This window comes from Blautia pseudococcoides, assembly GCF_001689125.2.
Classification (GTDB): Bacteria; Bacillota; Clostridia; order Lachnospirales; family Lachnospiraceae; genus Blautia; species Blautia pseudococcoides.
Genome location: NZ_CP015405.2, coordinates 423,523 through 447,568 on the forward strand (window position 1 = coordinate 423,523; position 24,046 = coordinate 447,568).

Sequence of the window (24,046 nt, forward strand, 5' to 3'; positions counted from 1 at the left end):
GAGAAAGAGAGGATTTTAATATGAATAAGCTTTATTATCAATTTCCGGAAACCTGGTTTGGAGACTGCATGCCTTTTGGGTATAAGGACAAATTTTTTCTTTACCATCAGAGAGATACCAGAAAACCGGGCCCTTTCGGAGAACCCTTCGGATGGGACCTGGCTGTCACTTCAGATTTTGTGAAGTATGAGGACTGCGGTGTGGCTGTGCCGGGGGGAACCGACGAGGAGCAGGACCAGTTTATTTTCGCAGGCAGTGTGTTTGAGGCAGAAGGGCAGTTCCACATCTTTTATACAGGCTATAACCGGGATTATCCGGCACAGGGAAAGGCCTCCCAGGTGCTGATGCACGCGGTGAGTGATGACCTTTATCACTGGACAAAGACACAGGAAGCACTTACATTCTGCCCCCAGGATGGGTATGATCCGGATGACTGGAGAGATCCTTTTGTCATCTGGAATGAGGAGGCACGGGAATACCTGCTCATATTAGGCGCCAGAAAAATCGGACCGAAAACAGAGCAGACAGGGCGCACCGTAAAATTCACTTCAAAGGATTTGAAGAACTGGGAATTTAAAGGTGACTTCTGGGCACCGGGATTATATACCATGCATGAAATGCCGGATCTGTTTCAGATAGGGGACTGGTGGTATCATATCATCTCCGAGTACAGCGATAAAAATAAGATCATCTACCGTATGAGCAGAAGCCTTGACGGCCCGTGGATCGCGCCCGTGGATGATGCCTTTGACGGAAGGGCGTATTATGCGGGAAGAACCTTTTGTCTGAACGGGCAGAGAATCCTGTTTGGCTGGGTGCCCACAAAAGAGGACTGTGATGACAGGAAAAATTTTGAGTGGGCAGGCACATTTGTAGCCCATGAGGTATATCAGCGTCAAGACAAAAGCTTAGGGGTAAGGATACCGGATACCGTATGGGAGGCATTCGGAACACGGGAGAGTATCCCGGATGTGAGGCTTGAAAGTCCGTATGCCAGAATGGAGAAGGTACTTGCAAAAGAATGTGGTGGACTGTATTCTTTTGAAGCGGACATTACATTTTCAGAAGGCACCCGGTCATTTGGAATCCGGGTATTGGAAAATGAGGAGACGGCACAGTCTTATCAGTATATCTTCCCGGTTGGGGAAAACAAATATGTCTTTGAAAAGAATCCAAACTGGCCCTGGTTCGGATGTATGAACATCGGGCTGGAACGCCCTATTACGCTTCAGGCAGGTGAAACTTATCATGTGCGGATGATATTGGATGACACTATTGTGACATTGTATGTGAATGGGGTGGCTCTTAACAGCAGGATCTATGAAAAACCGGGGGATGCACTGAGTATATTTGTGACGGACGGTACGGCAGAGATCAGAAATATCTCCATTGCCAGAGGGCTGTCAGGGAAAGAAAAATAAGATCAGCACAGTTCCGGTGCAAATTTCTCCAAAGCAGTAGTTAATTTACTATAAATAATTTGCAAATGCTGACCTTTACATGATATAATCAAATAAGAATTCCTCTGCCTGTGCGGAGGAGATGTATGAATCAAAACAGAAAACTGGCACAACTCTTATTTAAAGATAATTTTATGTTTGGCGCAGTAATGGTAAATGAGGAGATCTGCCGTGATTTCCTGGAAATGGCAGTGGGGTTTCCCATTGAAAAGGTGGAGATCAGTAAAGAGAAAAGCATGATCTACCATCCGGAATACCGTGGCATACGGCTTGATATTATCGCCCGGGATGAAAACAGGACCCATTATAATGTAGAAATGCAGGTTGCCCGAAAGTCCCATATGGGAAAAAGAGCCAGATACTATCACAGCCAAATGGATATGGAACTGCTGCTGACCGGAGAGGACTACAGAAAACTGCCCGCAGCCTACGTGATCTTTATCTGCGATTTTGACCCCTTAGGACAGAAAAAATACCGCTATACCTTCCGGAACACCTGTGCGGAAACCGGGTTGCCCATTGGGGACGGCAGTACCACCATTTTTTTGAGTACCTGCGGAAAAAATGAGGCGGAGGTACCGCCAAAGCTGGTTAAATTTCTTGAATTTGTCAGGTCTGATCTAACAGACAGTGTCCGGGATTATCAGGATGACTTTATCCGAAAAATCCAGGAATTCATGGAACATGTCAGGAGCAGCCGGGAAATGGAGGAGAAGTTTATGTTGCTGGAAGAGTTATTGAAAGACGAACGAGCGGAAGGCAGACTGGAAGGCAAAGCAGAAGGTAAAGCGGAATCCGTTCTGCTTCTGCTGCAGGATTTAGGTTCGGTATCTGAGAAGCTCAGGAATAAAATTCTGAAAGAGCAGGATATGGATATTCTTTTAAAATATCTGAAACTGGCAGCACGCGCGGAATCCATGGCGGATTTTGTGAAAGAAATGGATAAAATCTAAGCCGCTTTTCTAAAAAGTATAAAGAGGCTGCTGCAGGCATATCATCTGCCTGCAGCAACCTGTCTTACAAATCTATGCCGTATCAGGCATAAAACCAATCCTATCATCAACTATAGATTCAAATAACAGACAGAGGAATTCTAATAGCCAGTTTAAATAAAATATGATAGTATAAAACTACATGAATGCGTGTTCTGCAAAATTATATAACCTGATTTTGTGCAGAAGCGCTAAACATTATTAGGAAGATTGTGAGGCCATTACGCTGCCGGTCACAGAGGGAACAGTAACCTATCACATAAAAAAGGAGAATGCATCGGATGAAAAATTATGTAACAGGACTGCAGCACATGGGAATCCCAACAAATGATATAAAAAAAAGCCTGGAGTTCTATGAGAAATTGGGGTTTGAAAACATTTATCAGGTAAAGAACGGAAAAGAGACTGTGGTTTTTCTCAGATATGAAAACCTGACACTGGAGATTTATGAAAACGGCGCCGCTCTGGGGCGTGACGGCAGTGTGGACCATTTTGCCCTTGATACAAAATATGTGGAAGAGCTATACCAGCAAATGAAGGAGGAGGGTTATACCATGCTCACACCTGGAATCAACAGCCTTCCTTTCTGGGAAAAAGGAATAAAATTTTTTATTATTGAAGGGCCGAACAAGGAAAGGACCGAATTCTGTGAGATTCTGTAGGAGGAAACATATATGAGGAGAGCAGTATTTGGTATCGTGGGTGCTGGTTGGAGGGCTGAATTTTTCCTGAGAGCAGCAAAAGAACTTCCGGAATTTTTAAAGGTGAGTATTGTGGTAGAGCGGAACCCGGAAAAGGGGAAACGACTGGAAGAGCAGTGGGGTGTTAAAGTTCTGCCTGATCTGGATGCCATGGCAGCGTGCAGAGATGAGGTGGAATTCCTGGTTATGTGTCTTTCACCTGGGGTGATGCCTGAGATGCTTGCAAGGGCTTCGGAACTGGGGTTTTATGTGCTCAGTGAAACCTTTGCACTGGACGGTGTGTGTTTGACTTCACGGAGGAGCAGTATTTTTCTAAAATCCGGGGCAGCAGAGTGTTGATCCGGGGAGAGAGAGGGGAAATCGAAAACAATACCATCCGCTGTCTGAGAGATTATAAAACCCCCGTAGAATACACCATGACGAGAAGCGGATCAGGGATAGATGAGGGTCTGGGTGCCCCTGTGATCGAGGGGATACAGGCAGCAGGGGAATGGCTGTACACCAACCCGTTCAAAAGGCCAAGGCTCAGTGATGAGGAGATCGCCGTAGCGGATGCAGTCTGGAAAATGCACCGGTATGTATGCGGCGGGGAGAGCTTTTATTTCCTGGAGGAGGCCTGCCAGGACCAGTATCTGGACTGGATGATCCGAAATGCCATCAAATCCGGGAAAAGCGTGAAGACAGAAAGCCCAAGCTGGGCAAAGAGACGGTAAAGGAAGTCATGACAAGTATCGCGCGCAGCGTGAAGATCCTTTCCATTTTATATTAAGAAGGAGACACAGCAATGGAAAATAAAGAACAGCAGCATAAGCGCCGTGTCCGCTACAAAGGCACCCACCCAAGAAATTATAAAGAAAAGTACAAAGAGCTGCAGCCCGAAAAATATGCGGATACCATCCAAAAGGTCATTGAAAAAGGCAGTACGCCGGCAGGAATGCACATCTCCATCATGGTGAAAGAGATTCTGGATTTTCTGCAGATACAGCCGGGACAGCGGGGACTGGATGCCACCCTGGGCTATGGCGGCCATACGTCGGAAATGCTGAATTGCCTGCAGTCCAAAGGCCATATTTACGCTCTGGATGTGGATCCCATTGAGATGGAAAAGACAAGAGTGCGGCTGCAGAAAAAAGGGTATGGCCCGGAGATCCTGACCATTCTGCAGAAAAATTTTGCGGACATTGACCAGGTGGCAGAGCAGGCGGGAAAGTTTGACTTTGTTCTGGCGGATTTGGGCGTATCTTCCATGCAGATAGACAATCCGGACCGTGGATTTTCCTATAAAACAGACGGTCCTTTAGATTTAAGGCTGAACCCGGGAAAGGGCGTTTCCGCAGCACAGCGTTTGGAAGAAGTGACCCAGGAAGAACTGGAAGGAATGCTCATAGAGAATGCAGACGAGCCTTATGCAAAGGAGATCGCAAGAGCTGTTATGCAGGAATCAAAAAAAGGAAACCATGTATCCACCACCACACAGCTTCGGGGAGTGATAGAGAAAGCGCTGTGCCGTGTCCCCGAAAAGGAGAGGGAGGAGGCAGTGAAAAAATCCTGCCAGAGGACCTTTCAGGCGCTGCGGATAGATGTGAACAGTGAGTTTGAAGTGCTGGAAGCATTTTTGGAAAAACTGCCGGATGTTCTGGCAGAAGGCGGGCGTGCGGCAATCCTGACCTTCCATTCAGGGGAAGACAGACTGGTAAAAAAATCCTTCAAGCAGTTGAGTAAGGCAGGGATATACAGAGAAACGGCCACAGAAGTCATCCGGCCGTCCGCGGAAGAATGCAGAAGAAATCCACGGGCAAGGTCTACGAAAATGCGCTGGGCCATCAAAGCATAACAGGAAAAGATCATGCTGACAGACATAATACAAAAGAAGCTGAAACAACTCCCGGACGCCCCCGGTATTTATAAAATGCTGGACGCAGAGGGCAGAATCATCTATATTGGAAAAAGCAAGTGTTTAAAGAAGCGTGTCAGCTCCTATTTTGTACCGGAACCCAAGTGGGAGAAAGCAAAAAAAATGTCTCCCTTTATCCGGGATATGGATTATACGGTAACGGATACACACCTGGAGGCAATGCTTTTGGAGTGCAGGCTGATCAAGCAGATACGCCCTTATTTTAATGTCATCATGAAGTCAGATGAAAAGTATGTGTATCTGGAACTGGGAACTGACAGGAGGAAAAGCCCTCTGGCAGTCAGTTATACAAAGACAGAAAACAGTTACGGACCTGTGAGGAGCCGGAGGAGCCTGGAAGAGCTTGTGGATGGCATGCAAAACCTGTATCCGCTGGAGGAAGGAGAAGGGGAGGGCATAGACTTTTCCTACCACCTTTTTCCGGAGATCCTGTCAGAGGAGCGCTTTCTCTCTAACCGCCGGATCCTGCAGAAAATATGCGAAAACCCCTCTGTGATGCAGGCATTTCTGCGGACTGTGGAAACCCATATGCAAAACGCCGCAGAAAAACAGAAGTTTGAGATGGCAGTGCGGTACCGGGATTTGGCGGAGAAACTGAGATATCTGGATAAAGGTCTGCATGCTTACCGGGAGCTGACAAGCAGGGATATCATTTATACGGTGGCACTGGAGGAGGGATACAAACTGTTCTATATCCGGAACGGACTGGTCATCCATTCCCGGAAAACCACGGAGAATAGCAGGCGCCAAAAAAACCGGTTGATCAAGGAAACAGAGAACACAGCAGACAGTCCGGGACAGCAGGTATCGGAAAAAGAAAGCTTGGATTACCGTTCTATTGTATATACGGAACTTTCGGAGGCGGATGAAAAAGCCATTACCTACATAGGAAAAAGCACGGCAGACATAAACAGAAATGAGGAACCATATGAGCACAAACACGGACCGGAATCTGAAAATAGTAAAAGGTATCCATGAGTCCCCACATTTCCATCCGGAGATGGAACTTATTTTCGTCATCCAAGGGAATATGACTGCGGAAATCGGGGATAAGCGGTATCATTTGAAAAAAGAAGATTTGATCCTGATGAATTCCGGGGTTACCCACAGCCTGGAGGCATCTCAGGATACCATCTTCTGCTGTGTCAGATATTCTTATGAGATCCTGTCAGAGGTCATGGAAAATGAAAACTACATCTTTATATGCAACAGTGTGAATGACACAGAGCGCAATTATGAAGCGCTTAGAAAGATATGCAGAGAACTGATGTATCAGTATGTAAAACAGACGCACAGCACCCAATGCCTCCTAAAGAGTCTGCTGTATAAACTTCTGGATTGCCTCATTGAGAACTACCGGCTGGACAGTAATATGGAAAATATGAGCAATGCGGACAATGATGTAAGGCTGCAGCAGATCTTTCAGTATGTGAGCAGAAATTTCCGGTACAGCCTGAGTCTGTCTGAACTGGCAGAGCGTATGTTTGTATCCACTGCCACACTGTCGCGTTTTTTTAAGAAGCAGACAGGTATCTATTTCGCAGATTATGTGAAAAACGTCCGTGTAAGGTATGCCATGCAGGAACTGCTGTATTCAGACAGCAATATTACCAAGATAGCTGTGGAATGCGGTTTCTCCAACCCCTCTGTGTTCAACAAAGCATTTCGTGATATTTACGGGCTATCCCCCTCGGATTACAGACGTCAGAAAAAAGCACAGGCACAGGAAAAAGAAGACCGGGACAGGAAGCTGCGGGAAGAACTGCTCCGGGAATTGAAAGAAAAACAGATAGTAGAAAAAAAGTTTTCCCCGGCAGGCAGGATTTCTGTGGCTGCGGATGCGGAGCAGGGGGTTCCTTACAGAAAGAATTGGAACAGAGTTTTGAACATTGGCTCTGTATATAACCTGACACTGGCGAACCTGCAGTATCATACACTGTATCTGATGGAACAGCTTGGATACCGGTATGTGAGAGTCTGGAATGTATTTTCCAGGAAACTGATGATAAGCGACGGAAAAAGGTCCGGCAGTTATAATTATGATAAGCTGGATGTAGTTCTGGACTTCCTGGTATCCCACCATGCCCTGCCGTTTTTGGATTTGGGAAGAAGACCGGACACGGCCATCAAATCAGAAGGACAGTCCATTTTCTATGAGGAGGAATACATTGATTTCCGGTCCAGGGAAATATGGGAAGCCCAGTTGAAAGATTTTATTCACCATATCGTGAAACGTTATGGCAAGGAGGAAGTCAGCCAGTGGATCTTTGAACTTTCCAGGGACAGTAACCATGAGCGGAACAGCCCTTACTACCAGGGGGAGGGATATGATTATTTCCAGGTTTTCCGGTATGCACATGGAGTGATAAAGACTGTTGTAAGGGATGCCCAGGTTGGCGGGCCTATGGGGATCATTGAAAAAGACCAGGTGTTTTTGAAAAGATTTCTGACGCTCTGTGTGGAAAATGACTGTGTGCCGGATTTTGTGTCCTTTCTCCTGTTTCCCTATGAGACGAAGGAGACGGGCGGGACTATTGTATATAAACGGGCAGTGAGAGAGAACTTTGAAACAGAGCAGATAGAGATGATGCGGGGGATTTTGGACAGTCTGGATATTTCAAAATGCAGGCTTTATATCACAGAATGGAATAATTCCATCTCAAACAGAAATTATCTCAATGACAGCTGCTTCCGGGCTGCCTATATTGCGCGAAAGCTGTCAGAGATAGGGGATTCGGTGGATCTTATCAGTATTTGGATGGGTTCTGACTGGGTGAGCAGCTATTACGATACCGTAGGGATCGCAAACGGCGGCAGCGGGATCCTCACAAAGGATAGTATCCGTAAACCCGCATATTTTGCCCTTCAGTTTATGAATGAACTGGGGGATACGCTTCTTTCTAAGGGGAGCCATTATATTATCACCAGAAAAGGAAAACAAAGCTTCTATATGATCTGTTTTAATTTTAAATGGTATAGCAGCAACTATTTTCTGCGGGACGAAAATATTCAAAACCCGGAAGTTCTGGCAGATATATTTGAAGATGACCAGACCGTAAAGCTGGAGATCGAGCTGGAAGATATGCCTGTCAATGAGAAATTTATCATCAAAAGGCGGACAGTCAACCGGGAGAAGGGCAGTATTCTCAGCCAATGGAAGAGATTCCAGTATGAAAATGACCTGGACGGCAGTGATGTAAAGTATTTACGGGAAACCTGCATTCCGGGCTTGAGTATGGAGAAAAGAGAAACGGTAAAAGGCAGACTGAAGTTTAATGTGACTTTACAGGAACATGAAATTTCCATGATCCATATCTATCAGGATTTAGCATAAGGAGGAACACGCTCTAAGACAGGATAAGCCAGTCCATAAATTTTATGGGCTGGCTTTTTTGAGGGATTTTAGCGCAATATTTATAGTACAATTGTTGCATTGAAGAAAAAAGAGAACGGGAAGACGCAATAAACGACCGATTATACGAAAACAGAGAAAGGTACGGATGCCAAAAAACCTGTATAGTTAAACCATGAAATACAGAGATATCTCTTGGGGCCGGGCAGACCGGGTTAAGCAGGCTCATTACTGAAAAGGAGAAAAACGATGGAATATAAGAAAAGAGCATCTAAGGCGGCAGTCATTTGCTACGGATTTGGGGATTTGGCATCGCAGTTTGTCTGGACTTTTGTGGGTTCCTACCTGACCGTGTTTTATACGGATGTGGTAGGTCTGGCACCGGTTGTTGTTTCCGTGATCATGATGGGGGCACGTATCTGGGATGCGGTGAATGATCCCATGATGGGGGCTATAGCTGAGAGGACACGCTCAAAATTCGGGCGCTTCAGGCCGTACATAGCGTTTGGCTGCCCCATTCTGGCAATTATGGGAGTGCTGACGTTTACCAATCCCTTTGGAGGAAGTACCAAAGCGGGAATTATCTGGGCGGCAGTCACTTATATAGTGGCAGGAATGATATACACGCTGACGAACATCCCGTATGGGGCCTTGGCAGGCGTCATGACGGAGGATGCAGATCAGAGAAACCAGATCAATACATCAAGAAATATCGGTATGAATCTTGGCATGGTGATCGTCAATGCCTGTTCCGCCACCCTGCTGCTGAAATTTTCAGGCGCCGGTGCGGAGGTGGCAGACGGACATGGATATATGATGACAGCAGTGATCTACGGATGTATATCCATTCCTCTGTTTTTGATGGTATTTTTCACTGCAAAAGAGAATGTTCAGCCGGTTTCAGGCGTACAGAAATTTTCCTTTAAAGATACCATCAACAACCTGATCAAAAACAAGTATCTGATGATCGTCACCCTTATTATGACCCTGCAGATGACAGCATTTATGGGGAGGATCGCAGTGACAGCGTACTATGTGATCTACTGTCTGGGGTCTTTTACCATGATAGCACTGATCATGACCATTCCATCCATCGGCGGCATTATAGGCTCCCTGTTTGTGCCGGCAGCAGCCAAGAAATTCGGCAAGAGGAATGTGCTGATGGGCTCCATGATGGTGCAGGGGATTGGTCTTCTGGTCATCTATTTTGCACCCTTTGACAACATGAAAATGGTACTTGCCGGATGCTGGATCTTCGGTCTGTTCAACGTTGGTTTTCCCATGACACTTTCCATGGTGGCTGACTCTGTGGACTATATGGAACTGAAAACAGGCATCCGCACAGACGGGACTGCCTATGCTACATACGGACTGGCAACAAAAATAGGAAATGCCATCGGCGGTGCGGTGGGAGTCCTTCTCTTGGGATTCTTCGGTTACGTTGCCAATGCACAGCAGACCACCCAGGCCATGAGAGGAATCAATATCGTAGTCAATCTGATTCCGGCTATTATCTTTTTCCTTGCAGCGGCAGCATGTCTGCTTTGGAAAATGAGTGACAAAGACGCGGACCATATCCGTGGACAATTAAGAGAAAAAGCAAAACAGGAGGAAATAAATCATGAAAAATAACAAATTACAGGTAGCAGTGATCGGATGCGGGGGGATTGCAAACCAGAAGCATTTTCCGGCTCTTACTTCCCAGGCAGACAAATGTGAGATCGCGGCATTCTGCGATATTCAGGCGGAAAGAGCTGAGAAAGCAGCAAAGAAATATGGGGCAGAAGGTGCAAGAGTATACACAGATTATATGGAATTATTAAAAGACCCGGAAATCGACGTGGTGCATGTGTGCACGCCTAATGTAGCACATTGCCCCATTACGGCAGCCGCGTTTGAGGCGGGAAAACATGTATTATGCGAAAAGCCTATGGCAGCTACAACCGAGGATGCACAGAAGATGATGGATGCCTGGAGAAAATCCGGAAAGAAGTTTACCATTGGATACCAGAACCGTTTCCGCACAGATGCCCAGGCTTTGAAACGGGCCTGTGACGAGGGGAAGCTGGGAGAGATTTACTTTGCAAAGGCCCATGCAGTCAGAAGAAGAGCGGTTCCCACCTGGGGTGTATTTCCTGATAAGGCAAAGCAAGGCGGCGGTCCCCTGATCGACATCGGAACCCATGCGCTTGACATTACGCTTTGGTGTATGGATAACTACAAACCGGCCACGGTGACAGGCTCCGTATTTGAAAAATTAGGCCATCTGCCGGAGGCAGCAGAGGGCAATATGTTCGGTCCCTGGGACCCGGAAACCTTCCAGGTGGAAGATTCCGCGTTTGGATATGTGAAGATGGAAAACGGTGCAACTATTTTTCTGGAATCTGCCTGGGCGCTGAATGTGAAAGACTCCAGGGAAGCTGCCACAACCCTGTGCGGGACAAAAGCAGGTGCGGAGATGGTTGGGGGGATGAGCCAGGAGGGATATGACCTGGTATTCAATGAGACCACAGGCGGTCTGCTCACGGAGGAACATATATCCGATACAGGCGCTATCGCATTTTTTGAGGGGAACGGCGGTGGTTCCCCTGAGGTGAAAGAGTGTAAACAGTGGTTGGAGGCAATCCTGGAGGACAAAGAGCCGCTGGTGAAACCGGAACAGGCATTTGTTGTGACACAGATTTTGGATACCATTTATAAATCCGCAAAAGCCGGAAAAGAGATCAAACTGGATTAAGGAGAGAGGAATATGTCAGAGATTAAGACTTGTGTAAGCCTCTACAGCTTACAGGACGAGTATTTGAATAAACGCATGAGCCTTAGGGATATCATGTATTTTGTTAAGGAGAAAGGGGCCGAGGGGATAGAGATCCTCCCGGACCAGATGCTGGAAAATGCACCGGATATTGCAGATGAGACTGTATCGGAATGGCATGCACTCCTGGCCGAAACCGGTCTGAAACCTGTGATCGCAGATGTATTTCTGAACACCAATCTGTACAAAAACAGAAGCCTGACCCAGAGGGAATGTGTGGAGCTTCTGGTAAAAGAGATCAAACAGGCAGACAGGCTGGGGATCCGCTTGATCCGTCTGGTGTCCATGGTCCCTTACTGGGTGCTGGAGCCTCTGCTCCCCTTCTGTGAACAGTACGACGTGTCGGTGGCTTTGGAAGTACATGCAGGCATGGCTTTTGATATCCCTGAGACAAAGGCATTTATTGATGAGATGCGGCGGTTGGACAGCAAATATATAGGTCTTGTCATTGATACGGGCATTTTCTGCCGCCGGTTCCCCCGGGTGGTAAGGGAATATGAGACGGTAAACGGTACAAGCCCTGCGGTGTTTGATTACATAGACACCTTGTTTGAAAAGGGAACGGACCTGCACCGTGTTTTAAGAGAGAACAATTTTGTCTATCCGAAAGAGCTGGAGGATGCCATCAAATCAGAGCACGATAGAATGTTTGTGCCTCTGTGTGACGGATATGAGAATTATGACTTTGATGTACTGGACGAATATATGCCTTATATCAAACATTTCCACTTCAAACTGTTCGAGATGACAGAGGAGGGGCCGGAGTATTCCATGGATTATAAAGGGCTTTTAACCTACCTCCATGACCATGGTTACAAGGGGTATGTGGCATCGGAATATGAAGGGAACCGCTTTACACTTCCCGGCAGACCAATGGTGGAAAAAGAACAGGTGGCAGCCCAGATTGCATTCATAAAACAGTGTTTAAAAGAGATAGAGGGAAAGGAGGAGTAATATGTTTGACAATAATGTTTTTGTGGAAAATACATGTGTGAACCTGGAAGAGAGCGGGCAGATCACAGGATATGAGCTGCAGACAAATATCACCTATTACAGAGGAATCCCCATGTCCATGATAGAATACATCCGGATCTCGGAGGATGGAGAGGAAGTCCCAAAGGAAAATATCTGCATCTCTGTGGACAAAAAAGACTGGTTTACTTTACAGGAGGCAGAGACGGTCACATCCTATAAATGGGAGTACGGAGAGCCTCTGTATATTCGGGTCATGAAGGCGGGCGGCCTTACAAAAGGCGTCCATAAAGTGAAACTGACAGTTGCGACCAGAACTGCCTACATCCCGGTTCCCCTGGAAGGCATCCGGGAACGGGAAGTGATTATTTTATAGAATGGGATGGAGAAAATGAGAAAGAAAAATGTACTGGGCCTGTCCTTTGGAAGAAGGATGGCGAACACGGATATTATGGTGAAAACAGCACTGATGGAATGCGAAAAGGCAGGCTGCGAAGTGAGATTTATCCGCGTGGACGAATTGGATATCAAGCCGTGCACAGGCTGTATCTCCTGTGTTGTGGGAATGACCACAGGGCGGGGAAAGGGGGGCTGTCCCATAAAGGATGATTTTTACATTCTGGACGAGGCCCTTATGGAGTGTGATGCGGTCATAGCAGGCTCCCCTGCGTATGTACTGAGTCCTACGGGCAGATTTAAAACTGTATGTGACAGAATCGGTCCTTCTCATGATATCACATTCAGAAAAGCTGCGTTTAAGGAAGGCATAGATGCCGGAAAAGAGATAGAGAGGCTTCCGGATGAGAGAAGCTTTAAAAAGAGAGTGGGCGCACTGGTTTCCGTGGGAGGCGCCATGACAAAGAACTGGCTCGCCTTCATGCTTCCCACTATGTATGAATTCACCATGTCCATGGGGATTGATGTGGTCGACATGCATGAATATCACGGCGCTATGGCCTGCGAGCATGTCATTGGAAATGAAACGCAGATGGAACGGATGAGAAAGATGGGACAGAATATTGCCGCCGCTCTTGCCGCCGAGACGGAGGAAGAGCGCACTGCATGGCGGGGAGAGGAGGAGGGCATCTGCCCGGTCTGTCACTGTAACATGCTGACAGTGTCAAAAGACGGCACTGCTGTAGAATGCCCGGTCTGCGGGATTTCCGGTACGCCTGCATGGGTGAACGGCAGGATAAACGTGGATTTCAGCCAGGAAGAACAGAACCGTTCCAGGCTTCGGTGGAACGGGAAACTGGAACATTCCACAGAGATCAAGACAAGAGCAGTGGGGCCGGGACAGATACAGAATCTGAAAGAACTGCTGGAACCGTACAAAGGGTATGGGGAATGATATTCCCGGAATCAGAGAGGAGAAAATGGTATGAAATTAGGCTTTATCACAGCAATCTGTGATGGAATGACATTTGAGGAAGTGGTGGATTTTGCGGCTTCTCAAAACCTGGAATGCCTGGAAGTGGCATGCTGGCCCCGGGGAAAAGCGCAGAGAAGATATGCCGGTGTAAGTCATATTGATGTGGCGGCAATGAATGAGGAAAAAGCAGCATACCTTACTGCTTACTGTGAGAAAAAGGGGGTGGAGATCTCCTCCCTTGCCTACTATCCCAACACACTGGACCCGGATCCTGAGAAACGGGCTTCCTATATTGAGCATCTGTATAAGCTCATAGATGCATCTGCCATGCTGGGTGTGAATATGGTCACAACTTTTGTGGGCAGGGACCCGAAAAAAACAGTATCGGAGAATCTGGAAACAGTAAAAGAGGTGTGGCCGCCTATTGTAAAATATGCGGAGGAGAAGGGCGTAAAAATTGCAATTGAGAACTGCCCTATGCTTTTCACGGAGGATGAATGGCCGGGGGGACAGAATTTGATGACAAGCCCTGCAAACTGGAGAAAAGTGTTTGAGATCCTGGACAGTCCGCACTTTGGGATCAATTATGACCCCTCCCATTTTGTGTGGCAGCAGATGGATTATATCAAGCCAATCTATGAGTTCAGGGATAAGATCTTCCATGTGCACTACAAGGATATCAAGGTATATGAGGATAAGCTGGCAGATGTGGGAACCATGGCTGCGCCCTTAGAATATATGTCTCCGAAACTTCCGGGGCTGGGAGATGTGGACTGGGGAAACTATGTATCAGCCCTGACAGACATCGGATATGATGGATACACCTGCATTGAGGTGGAAGATAAGGCATTTGAAAAAGACCTTGAGGATGCGAAAAAAGCGGTGATCCTCAGCGCCAGGTATTTAAGGAACTTTGTGATCTGACCAAAAGGCAGTGCGGCAAACGAGGTACGTGTCTTTGGTTATGAAAGGCAGTAAAGCGGACAGAGATGCCCGTATGATAAAGGGGATTTTAGGATGGAAGATATCAGAATAGGTATTGTGGGTCATGGGTTTATGGGACATGAGCATGAAAACATGCTGACAAAAATGGAGGGATTCCGGGTGATAGGAATCTCCGACCTTGACCCAAAACAGTTAAAGGATGTAAAGGACGGCATCAAAAGATATGCGTCCAATGAGGAGCTGATGCAGGATCCGGAGGTCCAGGTGGTATTGATCGCTGCCAACAACAACCGGCATCACGATCTGGTCATTCAGGCAGCCAGAGCAGGAAAGGATATTATTTGTGAAAAACCTGTAGCCATGAATGTGGAGGAACTTGACCATATGGTCAGCGTGGTGAAGGAGTGCGGCGTCAGATTTACCGTACACCACCAGAGGCGGCTGGACAGGGATTTCCGCATTATGAAAGAAATCTATGATCAGAGGCAGTTAGGTGAGGTATATACATTAAAAAACAGCCTGTACGGCTTCAACGGCAACATGCACGACTGGCATGTATACATCAGTGAGGGCGGCGGTATGCTTTACGACTGGGGCGTTCATCTCCTGGACCAGGTTCTGTGGATGATACAGGGCGCCAAAGTAAAGACTGTTTTTGCGGATCTGAGAAATATCATCAATTTCGAAGTGGATGACTATTTTAAGATCCTAATGAAATTAGACAACGGAATCACAGCAGAGGTGGAACTGGGCACGTATTTTCTGACGGATAAAATGCATGAGAAATGGTTTGAGCGCCACTGGATCATGGGGGGAAATAAAGGCACCGCGTATGTGGACGGCTTTGAACCCCAGGGGAAGATCGTGCGGACCGCGCATCTGCTGAAAAACGTGGATGGAAAACGCACCATGACTGCAGCGGGTCCTACCCGTTCGTTTGGCCCGCCGGCAGAGGGTACTATTCTTACAGAGGATATCCCGGCGGTTTCCACCTGTCATGAAGATTACTTTGAAAACTATAAAAAAGCTTATTTCGGCCGGGAAGACTTTCTGGTGAAAATTCCGGAGACGAGAAGAGTCCTTGCGCTGATGGAAGCAGTGAGAGAATCCGCCCGGACAGGGGAATCCGTCAGATTTGAGTCTTGATAATTAATGCTTTGGTTTAGGAAGGATAAACTTTGCTGACTATCAGAACAGAATAGATTCAGATATGGGTTTTTTGATTCGTTTTTATGAGAACTTACTGTTTGAAAAGAAGAATGAACTCAGAATCCGCGATACTATTTTAAATGCCGGAGAACTGCAGATTGGCAGTCCTCCGGCACTGGTTTTATTATTCGTTTATCTCCCCGCCAATTTCAAAAAGACGGTCCTTAAAATAATATTTCTTATCCTCATCCGTGATCTCTTTGATCACTTTAGCCGGATTTCCCACAGCAACACAGTTGTCAGGGATATCCTTTGTGACAACGCTTCCTGAGCCGATCACCACATTGCTTCCGATATGCACGCCCGGATTGATTACCACATTTCCGCCTACCCATACATTGTCGCCGATGGAAATTGCAATCCCATATTCCCAGCCTGAATTTCTTGTTTCCGGGTGAAGGGGGTGGCCCGCTGTGTAGAGGGAGACATTGGGGGCAAACATGACATTTTTGCCAATGGTCACTTTTGCCACATCTAAAATGATACAGTTGGCGTTGGCGAAGAAATTCTCGCCCACTTCTGTATTACGGCCGTAGTCAAAGTAGATAGGCTGTTCCATCCATACGTTTTCGCCTGTCTTTCCCAGCAGCTCCTTTAATATAGAAACTCTTTTTTCTCCCTCAGAGGGACGGCACATATTAAAATCATAGCACAGCTCTTTGGCCTGTGCCCGCTCTTTGGTAAGTTCGGCATCTGCCGGGTAATAGAGCATTTCTTTCAGCATACGTTCTTTTTGCGTCATAATTTATTGCCTTTCATAAATTCTTGTGATTTTCTTTATCCGGTTTTGTAAGTCCTGTGAGAATTCACCCGGCAGAAGCCGCCATTTCCAATTTTGACCCAGTGTGGACGGGGTATTCATACGGCATTCATTTCCAAGACCCAGGTAATCCTGCATGGGGATCATGCACAGACGTGCGCTGCTCCCCATAACCCGGCAGATGACTTCCCAGTACAAACTTCTGTCCGCAGTGGTGTAGTCATGCAGATAGTCCCGCAGCATTTCTTTCTCTTTCTCTGAGATATCCTGATACCATCCGTTTAAGGTGGCATTGTCATGGGTGCCTGTATAGACCACGGAATTGACAGGATAGTTGTGGGGAAGATAATCACTGGCGCATCCGGTGTCTCTGGTGTCAAAGGCAAATTCAAACACTTTCATGCCGGGAAATCCGCTTTCCCACACCATATGGCGGACAGTATCCGTCACATACCCTAAATCCTCCGCGATCACATCTTTCCAGCCCAGGACTTCCTTCATTCTGTTAAAAATTTCAATACCGGGACCTTTTTCCCAGTGACCGTTCCAGGCTGTGGTGTCCCCGTAAGGTATGGAGAAATACGCATCAAATCCCCGGAAGTGGTCGATCCGCACCACATCATAGAGCCGGAAGGTGTAGGACAGCCGTTCCATCCACCAGGCAAACCCTGTGCTTCTGTGATAGTCCCAGCGGTACAGGGGATTGCCCCAGAGCTGCCCGTCCGCTGCAAACCCGTCCGGCGGACAGCCTGCCACAGCTATGGGGACATTATTTTCATCCAGCTGGAAGAGTTCGGGATGCGCCCAGGTATCTGCACTGTCATATGCCACATAGATGGGGATATCCCCGATGATCCGGATCCCCTTTTGTCCTGCATAGGATTTCAGCTTCTGCCACTGGCAGGTGAACTGAAACTGCATGTATTTGTAAAACTCAATATCAAAATACAGCTTTTCCCTGTAATAGTCCAGGGCAAACCCGAAGCGCTTTCGGATATCCTCCGGCCATTGATCCCAACATTTATCTCCGAAGAAATTCTTCACTGCCATGAAGAGCGCGTAGTCCTCCAGCCACCAGAAATTTTCGGAACAAAAGGCCGTAAAATCCGGGTTCTGTGTGATATTACTCCGCTCATATGCCATGCGGAGAAGTTTGAAGCGGGCCTTGTATATCTTTCCGTAGTCCACAGCCCTGGGATTTTGGCCGAAGTCGGCATCATCACATTCTTTTTGTGTGAGCACACCCTCCCGGACCAGCACTTCCAGGTCAATAAAATAAGGATTGCCCGCATAGGTGGAAAAAGACTGGTAAGGGGAATCCCCGTAGCTTGTGGGACCAAGAGGCAGGATCTGCCAGTATTTCTGCCCGGCAGATGCAAGCTGGTCCACAAAGGTATAGGCTTCTTTTGAAAAACAGCCGATTCCGCAGCCTGACGGAAGGCTGGATATGGGAAGTAAAATTCCGCTTTCTCTCATTGGTAAAACCCCCTGATCATATTCAACGCTGTTAGAGTGAGCCTGATAATATAATAGGCAGTTTGTGGCCCGCTCTAAAGCTTATGGGGCTATTTTATCATAGATACAGCGGAAATGGAAATTTAATTCTCCAATTCCAGTACCAATACCTGGTAGCCGTGTAAGGTTATGGCATGATCTGCAAGGTTCATGTCCGGATAGTTGTTGACCAGGACTTTTCTGCAGGCAGCAGGCAGTTCCACGGTCTGTTCCTCATTCTGGTAATTGCCCATAACAAGCAGAGTTTTGTCACCTTTGCGGAAGTAAGACATAAGGTTGTGACGTTCCTCAAGGTAGGGGATCAATTCTCCGTATACCACCGTTTCCTGATATTCCGGATTTTTTCTCAGAGCGATCAGTGCTTTATAGAAGGCGTAAACAGAGGTCTCGTCATGGATCTGGGACTCCACATTGATACTTTTGTAGTTGGAGTTGAGGATGAGCCAGGGCTTTCCTGTTGTAAATCCTGCGTTTTCGGAGCTGTTCCACTGCATAGGGGACCTGGCATTGTCACGGTTATAGGTAGCCATGATCTTCAGTGCCTCTTCCTCAGAGTAACCGGCTTCCAGTGCCACATGATACTGGTCAAGAGCGCTGATATCATCAACCTCCTCCAGAGGGATCACACCCAGGTTTTCCATGCCGATCTCCTGCCCCTGATAGATGAAGGGAAGGCCTTTGAGCATAAAGTACAGGGCAGCCAGCATTTTTTTACTGGTGTCACAGCAGTCGCCTTCCGGGATATAGTAGCTCACACCGCGGGGCTCGTCATGGTTTTCAATGATGTTTGACAAAAATCCCATATCCCCCACACGCTTCTGGGAATGGAAGCAGCATTTTTTATAGTCGTCCGGTGTGATATGTCTGCAGTCATACCATCCTTTTTCGCTCTTGCCGAAAGAGGTTTCAGCAAAATCAAACATGGAGGAGAAGTAGCCATTGTCACCGATAAAATCAGGGATTTCCTCCTCTTTCTCGTTGAAGACTTCCCCAACCGTAAACGCGTCATGGGGATTGAAGGTGCGGTCGCGCATTTCACCCAGGAATTCACCTACGCCTGTGGCATCTTCCAGCATATTGTCAATAAGGCTCAGGCCGTCTGCACGGTCAACCGGGTAATCTTTATATGGAAGCTTTTTCTTGATATTGATAATTGCATCAATACGGAAGCCGCCGAGACCTTTGTCCAGCCACCAGTTGATATTTTTGTAAACTTCCTCCCGGACAGCCTCGTTTTCCCAGTTGAGGTCCGGCTGTTTTTTGTGGAACAGGTGCATATACTGCTTGTCCGGGCGGCCGGGAAGGGGTTCCCATACGGAGCCGCCGAAATAGCTTCTCCAGTTGCAGGGCAGTTCGCCTTCTTTTCTGTCCTCTATGTAGAAGAAATTGCCGTACTCCCCGTCCGGGTCAGCGCAGGCTTTCTGGAACCACTCATGTTCATCGGAACAGTGGTTTACCACCAGGTCCATAAGAATATACATGCCGCGTTTTTCTGCTTCTTTCAGCAGAAGGTCCATATCTTCCATGGTGCCGAAGGAGGGGTCTATCTTATAGTAATCTGAGATATCGTAACCCTGGTCTGCAAAGGGAGATGCGTAAATAGGGGAAATCCAGACAATGTCCACGCCCAGCTCCTTTAAATAGTCCAGTTTGCTGATGATGCCCGGCAGATCACCGATGCCGTCCCCGTTGGAATCATAAAAACTTTTAGGATAAATCTGATATGCCACTTTGCCGTGCCACCATTTTCTTTGCATGTTATATATACCTCCGTCTGATTGGTTGATTTTGTGCGGTTATCTGTTTCCGCCTGACGAGGATAATTATACTGACATTTGGCACGGTTTGTCCTCCGAATATTTGATTAAAAACTACGAAATTATGACTTTTCACTGCGAAAGGTTTTTCTGTACTGCAGAGGGGTGGCGCCTGTCTTCTTTCGGAATTCTCTTAAAAAGTTCCCCAGATTGTTGAAGCCGCAGTCCAGGCAGATGTCCATGACCGGCAGGTCCGTGTCCTGCAGCCGGGTGATGGCCCGGCCGATACGATATTCGTTAATATATGTGATAGGTGTCCTTCCGATGGCTTTTTTAAAAAAACGGCAGAAATACTGCTCATTCATGCCCGCCTGCCGGGCCAGATCATGGATATAGAATTTTTCCTGGTAATGCTCATGAATGTAGGCCAAAGAGTTTTTAATGATTTCCACCCTGTAGTCATCTGTTTTCTCCTGGGTGGTCAGAAGCCCGGCACCGGCCAGGATCCCCAGAATTTTCAGAAGCCCGGCCCGGATAAAGAGCTGGGAGGGCAGGTCTTCGGTCACAGTCTGTCCCTCTTTGGAAAGGTAGGAGCCGCTCTGATAAAATACATTTACCATATCCAGGTACTCTTTTTTGACAGCAGTAAAAGCCGTATCCTTTGGAGTAAGGCACAGGGGGAAAAACAGTTTTCGCTTTAAAAGGGGCTGGAGGATACGGCTCTGGGCAATGTCATAATTGTCGAAACTCAAAATGCGGGGATGAAAGAGCACGGCAGATTCCAGGCAGGCGGATTTGGGCTGGATGGAGTGCAGTTCTCCTGCATTGATAAAATAGAAACATTCTTCCTGAATGGTGTAAGTCTCCATATTGACGTCCAGTGCAAATTCTCCCTTCATAAAATAAAGGATTTCCACCTCATCATGCCAGTGATGCTTTACCCCCTCCCATTTTGTAACCTCGAAAATTTCGTAGAGACCGCAGGGAAAAGAGGCTGTGCCATGGTCTTTTTGCTCCTTCAGATCTATGTCGGAATTGTCTGGAAGTTTCATATCTTCTCCGCCTTTCCTATTTGTTCTAAGAAAAAGCATAGCACAGAACATTTACAGCAACAAGAAAAAACTTATAAAATATACTTGACCCTGACGGAAGGTCATAGTGTAGGGTAACGCGGCCGCCGTACGGGAGTATTTTCAGTGACGTTTTGACAGCTATCAGGCGGGACCGCAGGCAGACGCGTTTGAGCGCGGGAATCCTGCCTGCAGCCCGCGGGAGCGTGCTTACAATTATTTACAGGTCAAAATCAGCCTAATATGTGTCAAAAACGTCATATTGTCTTTTAGCCGGAGCGCAGGTAAAATGAAAAGAGAATGTAACTGTGAGTGGTATGGAACAGTTACAAAAGAATAAATCATACGGATAGGAGAAGTACAGTGGATAATAAATATGTGATCAACTGGGAAAAATATGCGTCCCTTGCCCGCCAGGCAGCGGCAGAGGGAGCGGTACTGCTTAAAAATGACCACCGGGCCCTGCCGCTTGGGGAGGAGACGGTTTCCGTATTCGGCAGAATCCAGTTCCATTATTATAAGAGCGGAACCGGTTCAGGAGGCCTTGTAAATACAAAATATGTGGTCAGCATAAATGACGCCCTGCAGGAGGAGGAGAACCTGACTGTAAATGAAGAACTGGCGGAAGTTTACCGTTCCTGGATCGCAGAACATCCTTTTGACCAGGGAAGCGGCTGGGCACAGGAGCCGTGGAGTCAGGAGGAAATGCCTCTGGATGAAAAGCTGGTCAGGGAGGCAGCATCCAAATCCGATGCGGCCGTTGTTGTGATCGGGCGTACAGCCGGGGAGGACCGGGATGCATCTGCAGATAAGGGCAGTTATCTTCTGACAGATTTGGAAGAGGATATGCTGGATCAAGTGTGCCGTGCATTCAAAAGGGTCATTGTAGTTCTGAATGTGGGAAATATTATTGACATGAAATGGGTGGAGAAATATAACCCGTCTGCTGTTCTGTATACCTGGCAGGGCGGACAGGAGGGCGGGCACAGTGTTGCGGATGTACTGACAGGCAGAGTGAATCCCTGTGGTAAGCTGGCCGACACCATTGCACGTGATATTTCGGACTATCCTTCCACAGAAAATTTCGGAGGTGAAACCTCTGATATCTATGCGGAGGATATCTATGTAGGCTACCGCTATTTTGAGACCTTTGCCAAAGATAAGGTGCTTTATCCTTTCGGGTTCGGAATGTCTTACACTGATTTCCGGGTGGATTGCAGCCCGGCAGTGCATCAGGACGGGGAAACCACTGTCCGTGTTAAAGTTACCAACACAGGAACCTTTGCGGGAAAAGAAGTGGTCCAGGTATATGTGAATCCCCCGCAGGGTAAACTAGGCAAGCCTTTTAGAAATCTTGCCGCATTTGCCAAGACGAAATGCCTTAGCCCGGGGGAAACACAGGAGCTTGTCTTAACATTTACCGATTATTACATATCTTCTTATGATGACAGCGGTGTGACAGGGCACAAATCCTGCTATGTGCTGGAGCAAGGCAGATATGAGATCTTCACTGGCACGGATGTGAGAAGTGCCCAGGCAGCAGGCAGTTTTGAAGCTGCAGAGACTATGGTGGCCTCTGTTTGTACAGAAGCTGCCGGACCGGTGCAAAAATTCAAGAGAATGCGGGCAGGAGAGGGCAGCGCTTTGGCCTGGGAGGAGGTGCCTGTCCGCAGGTACAAGATGCAGGAACGCGTGCAGAAAGAAACATTTCCTGATATTACATATACAGGAGATAAGGGATATACACTGGGAGAGGTTTTTGACGGGGAAATATCCATGGAGGAATTTTTGGCCCAGCTTTCTGAGGAGGATCTGTGCTGCATTGTCAGAGGGGAAGGCATGTGCTCACCGAAGGTTACGCCGGGTACAGCGGCAGCTTTCGGCGGTGTGACAGAGTCTCTTCAGAAGTTCGGCATCCCCTGCGGCTGCTGTGCGGACGGCCCTTCCGGCATCCGCATGGACTGCGGTACTCCGGCATTTTCCATGCCGAACGGCACCTGCCTGGCCTGTACATTTGACACGGAACTGTCCGAAAAGCTGTACGAAATGGAGGGTGCTGAGCTTAGAAAGAACCGTATTGACACTTTGCTTGGGCCTGGGATCAATATACACAGAAATCCTCTGAACGGCAGAAATTTTGAATATTTCTCAGAGGACCCATATCTGACAGGTGTTATGGCATCTGCCCAGTTAAAGGGTATGTCACAGTATGGAGTGACGGGAACCATAAAGCATTTTGCAGCCAACAACCAGGAATACCACAGAAGACTTCTGGACTCCGTCATGTCCGAGAGGGCACTGAGGGAGATCTATCTCCGGGGATTTGAGATAGCAGTAAAAGAGGGAAACGCTTACTCTGTCATGACAACCTACGGCGCCATAAACGGTCTGTGGACCGCCGGCAATTATGACCTTCTGACCACGATCCTCCGAAAAGAATGGCACTTTGACGGTATGGTCATGACAGACTGGTGGGCTGACTTAAACGACGAGGGAGGCCCTGCATCCACGGACAATCTGGCTGCCATGGTCCGGAGCCAGAACGATGTCTATATGGTGACCAAGGATTCTCTGACCAACAGAGACAACCTGATGGAAAGTTTGAAAAAGGGAGTCTTGAAACGCGGCGCTCTTTTGAGATGCGCCGGAAATATCTGCCGTATGCTCATAAAGTCCCCGGTTATGGAAAGAACCCTGGGCAGAATGTCAGAGGAGGAGCAGCTGGCAGGTGAAGTTATGGCTGGGGAGGACAAGGTGGATTTTCACATCACCTATCACAAAGTGGATGGCAGCCTTACACTGGACGGCACTCATATTGACACCTCCAAGGGGAAAAGTGTGGTATATGGAATCCTTCTGGACACTTTCGGGTCTTATACGGTCCGTCTGAAAGTAAAGGCGGAAGGCGGAAAGCTGGCGCAGATACCGGTTTCCGTGTTCGCAAACGGACATCTGGAGGGAACCGTGACCATCAACGGAACTAACGGGGAATGGATAGAAATAGAAAAGACCATTGGTCCGCTCTTTGGTCCGCATAATTACGTCAGACTGTATTTTGCCCAGGGAGGAATGGAGATTCAGACTGTTACGATCCAATTGCAGGAGGAAATGGACAGGGGATTTTAAGGGGGCAGTGCAAATGCTGCCGGAAGTTAGAAACTGAAATATGAGTATGAAAAGGCCCGGAGATAAATTCTCCGGGCCTTTATAG

Annotated in this window: 20 protein-coding genes; 16 read left to right on the forward strand and 4 right to left on the reverse strand. The window is 47.5% G+C overall.

Annotation, left to right across the window (positions count from 1 at the left end; genetic code table 11):
- The first annotated feature begins 20 nt into the window (after positions 1 to 20).
- From A4V09_RS02040 to A4V09_RS02110, 15 genes are all read left to right on the forward strand, one after another.
- Positions 21 to 1,421, forward strand: a complete 1,401-nt coding sequence (locus A4V09_RS02040; protein WP_065540868.1) for a glycoside hydrolase family 32 protein — start codon at positions 21 to 23, stop codon at positions 1,419 to 1,421.
- Positions 1,422 to 1,546: 125 nt separating this feature from the next.
- Positions 1,547 to 2,413 carry an Rpn family recombination-promoting nuclease/putative transposase gene (locus A4V09_RS02045; RefSeq protein ID WP_065540869.1) on the forward strand — a complete coding sequence of 289 codons (867 nt, stop codon included), beginning with the start codon at positions 1,547 to 1,549 and terminating at the stop codon, positions 2,411 to 2,413.
- Positions 2,414 to 2,733: 320 nt separating this feature from the next.
- Positions 2,734 to 3,114, forward strand: a complete 381-nt coding sequence (locus A4V09_RS02050; protein ID WP_065540870.1) for a VOC family protein — start codon at positions 2,734 to 2,736, stop codon at positions 3,112 to 3,114.
- 12 nt (positions 3,115 to 3,126) lie between these two features.
- A complete protein-coding gene (locus tag A4V09_RS02055) occupies positions 3,127 to 3,492 on the forward strand; it encodes a Gfo/Idh/MocA family oxidoreductase (protein WP_065540871.1) in 366 nt (121 codons plus the stop codon).
- The gene (locus A4V09_RS02060) at positions 3,435 to 3,866 is read left to right on the forward strand and encodes a hypothetical protein (protein ID WP_157123435.1); all 432 of its coding nucleotides are present in this window, start codon (positions 3,435 to 3,437) and stop codon (positions 3,864 to 3,866) included. The genes A4V09_RS02055 and A4V09_RS02060 overlap by 58 nt, the downstream gene beginning before the upstream one ends.
- Positions 3,867 to 3,937: 71 nt before the next feature.
- Positions 3,938 to 4,987: a 16S rRNA (cytosine(1402)-N(4))-methyltransferase RsmH gene (gene rsmH / locus A4V09_RS02065; RefSeq protein WP_065540873.1), complete on the forward strand. Its 1,050-nt coding sequence runs from the start codon at positions 3,938 to 3,940 to the stop codon at positions 4,985 to 4,987.
- A 12-nt stretch (positions 4,988 to 4,999) separates the two neighbouring features.
- Positions 5,000 to 6,046 (forward strand): GIY-YIG nuclease family protein, encoded by a 1,047-nt coding sequence (locus A4V09_RS02070; RefSeq protein ID WP_065540874.1) that lies wholly within the window; start codon positions 5,000 to 5,002, stop codon positions 6,044 to 6,046.
- A complete protein-coding gene (locus A4V09_RS02075) occupies positions 5,997 to 8,402 on the forward strand; it encodes a GH39 family glycosyl hydrolase (RefSeq protein WP_065540875.1) in 2,406 nt (801 codons plus the stop codon). The genes A4V09_RS02070 and A4V09_RS02075 overlap by 50 nt, the downstream gene beginning before the upstream one ends.
- Before the next feature lie 267 nt (positions 8,403 to 8,669).
- Complete coding sequence (locus tag A4V09_RS02080; RefSeq protein ID WP_065540876.1) at positions 8,670 to 10,052, forward strand: MFS transporter; 1,383 nt, start codon at positions 8,670 to 8,672, stop codon at positions 10,050 to 10,052.
- Positions 10,042 to 11,157, forward strand: a complete 1,116-nt coding sequence (locus A4V09_RS02085; RefSeq protein ID WP_065540877.1) for a Gfo/Idh/MocA family protein — start codon at positions 10,042 to 10,044, stop codon at positions 11,155 to 11,157. Before A4V09_RS02080 ends, A4V09_RS02085 begins: the two co-directional genes overlap by 11 nt.
- 12 nt (positions 11,158 to 11,169) lie before the next feature.
- A complete protein-coding gene (locus A4V09_RS02090; protein WP_065540878.1) occupies positions 11,170 to 12,189 on the forward strand; it encodes a sugar phosphate isomerase/epimerase family protein in 1,020 nt (339 codons plus the stop codon).
- A 1-nt stretch (position 12,190) separates the two neighbouring features.
- Positions 12,191 to 12,583, forward strand: a complete 393-nt coding sequence (locus A4V09_RS02095; protein ID WP_065540879.1) for a C-glycoside deglycosidase beta subunit domain-containing protein — start codon at positions 12,191 to 12,193, stop codon at positions 12,581 to 12,583.
- A 15-nt stretch (positions 12,584 to 12,598) separates the two neighbouring features.
- Positions 12,599 to 13,558: a flavodoxin family protein gene (locus A4V09_RS02100; protein ID WP_065540880.1), complete on the forward strand. Its 960-nt coding sequence runs from the start codon at positions 12,599 to 12,601 to the stop codon at positions 13,556 to 13,558.
- Positions 13,559 to 13,588: 30 nt separating this feature from the next.
- Positions 13,589 to 14,503, forward strand: coding sequence for a sugar phosphate isomerase/epimerase family protein (locus A4V09_RS02105; protein ID WP_065540881.1), 915 nt, complete (start codon positions 13,589 to 13,591; stop codon positions 14,501 to 14,503).
- Positions 14,504 to 14,596: 93 nt separating this feature from the next.
- Positions 14,597 to 15,670: a Gfo/Idh/MocA family protein gene (locus A4V09_RS02110; RefSeq protein ID WP_065540882.1), complete on the forward strand. Its 1,074-nt coding sequence runs from the start codon at positions 14,597 to 14,599 to the stop codon at positions 15,668 to 15,670.
- Positions 15,671 to 15,857: 187 nt separating this feature from the next.
- On the opposite strand, the gene A4V09_RS02115 is transcribed toward A4V09_RS02110, so the two are convergent.
- The 4 genes from A4V09_RS02115 to A4V09_RS02130 form a co-directional block, all read right to left on the reverse strand.
- Positions 15,858 to 16,475, reverse strand: coding sequence for a sugar O-acetyltransferase (locus tag A4V09_RS02115; RefSeq protein ID WP_065540883.1), 618 nt, complete (start codon positions 16,473 to 16,475; stop codon positions 15,858 to 15,860).
- 3 nt (positions 16,476 to 16,478) lie between these two features.
- Positions 16,479 to 17,969 (reverse strand): 4-alpha-glucanotransferase, encoded by a 1,491-nt coding sequence (malQ, locus tag A4V09_RS02120; RefSeq protein ID WP_065540884.1) that lies wholly within the window; start codon positions 17,967 to 17,969, stop codon positions 16,479 to 16,481.
- Positions 17,970 to 18,091: 122 nt separating this feature from the next.
- The gene (locus A4V09_RS02125; protein ID WP_065540885.1) at positions 18,092 to 19,765 is read right to left on the reverse strand and encodes an alpha-glucosidase; all 1,674 of its coding nucleotides are present in this window, start codon (positions 19,763 to 19,765) and stop codon (positions 18,092 to 18,094) included.
- 122 nt (positions 19,766 to 19,887) lie between these two features.
- A complete protein-coding gene (locus tag A4V09_RS02130) occupies positions 19,888 to 20,817 on the reverse strand; it encodes a helix-turn-helix domain-containing protein (protein ID WP_065540886.1) in 930 nt (309 codons plus the stop codon).
- Between the two features lie 381 nt (positions 20,818 to 21,198).
- Here A4V09_RS02130 and A4V09_RS02135 point away from each other — a divergent pair, with 381 nt between their 5' ends.
- The gene (locus A4V09_RS02135) at positions 21,199 to 23,961 is read left to right on the forward strand and encodes a glycoside hydrolase family 3 protein (RefSeq protein WP_065540887.1); all 2,763 of its coding nucleotides are present in this window, start codon (positions 21,199 to 21,201) and stop codon (positions 23,959 to 23,961) included.
- The last annotated feature ends 85 nt before the right edge of the window (positions 23,962 to 24,046 follow it).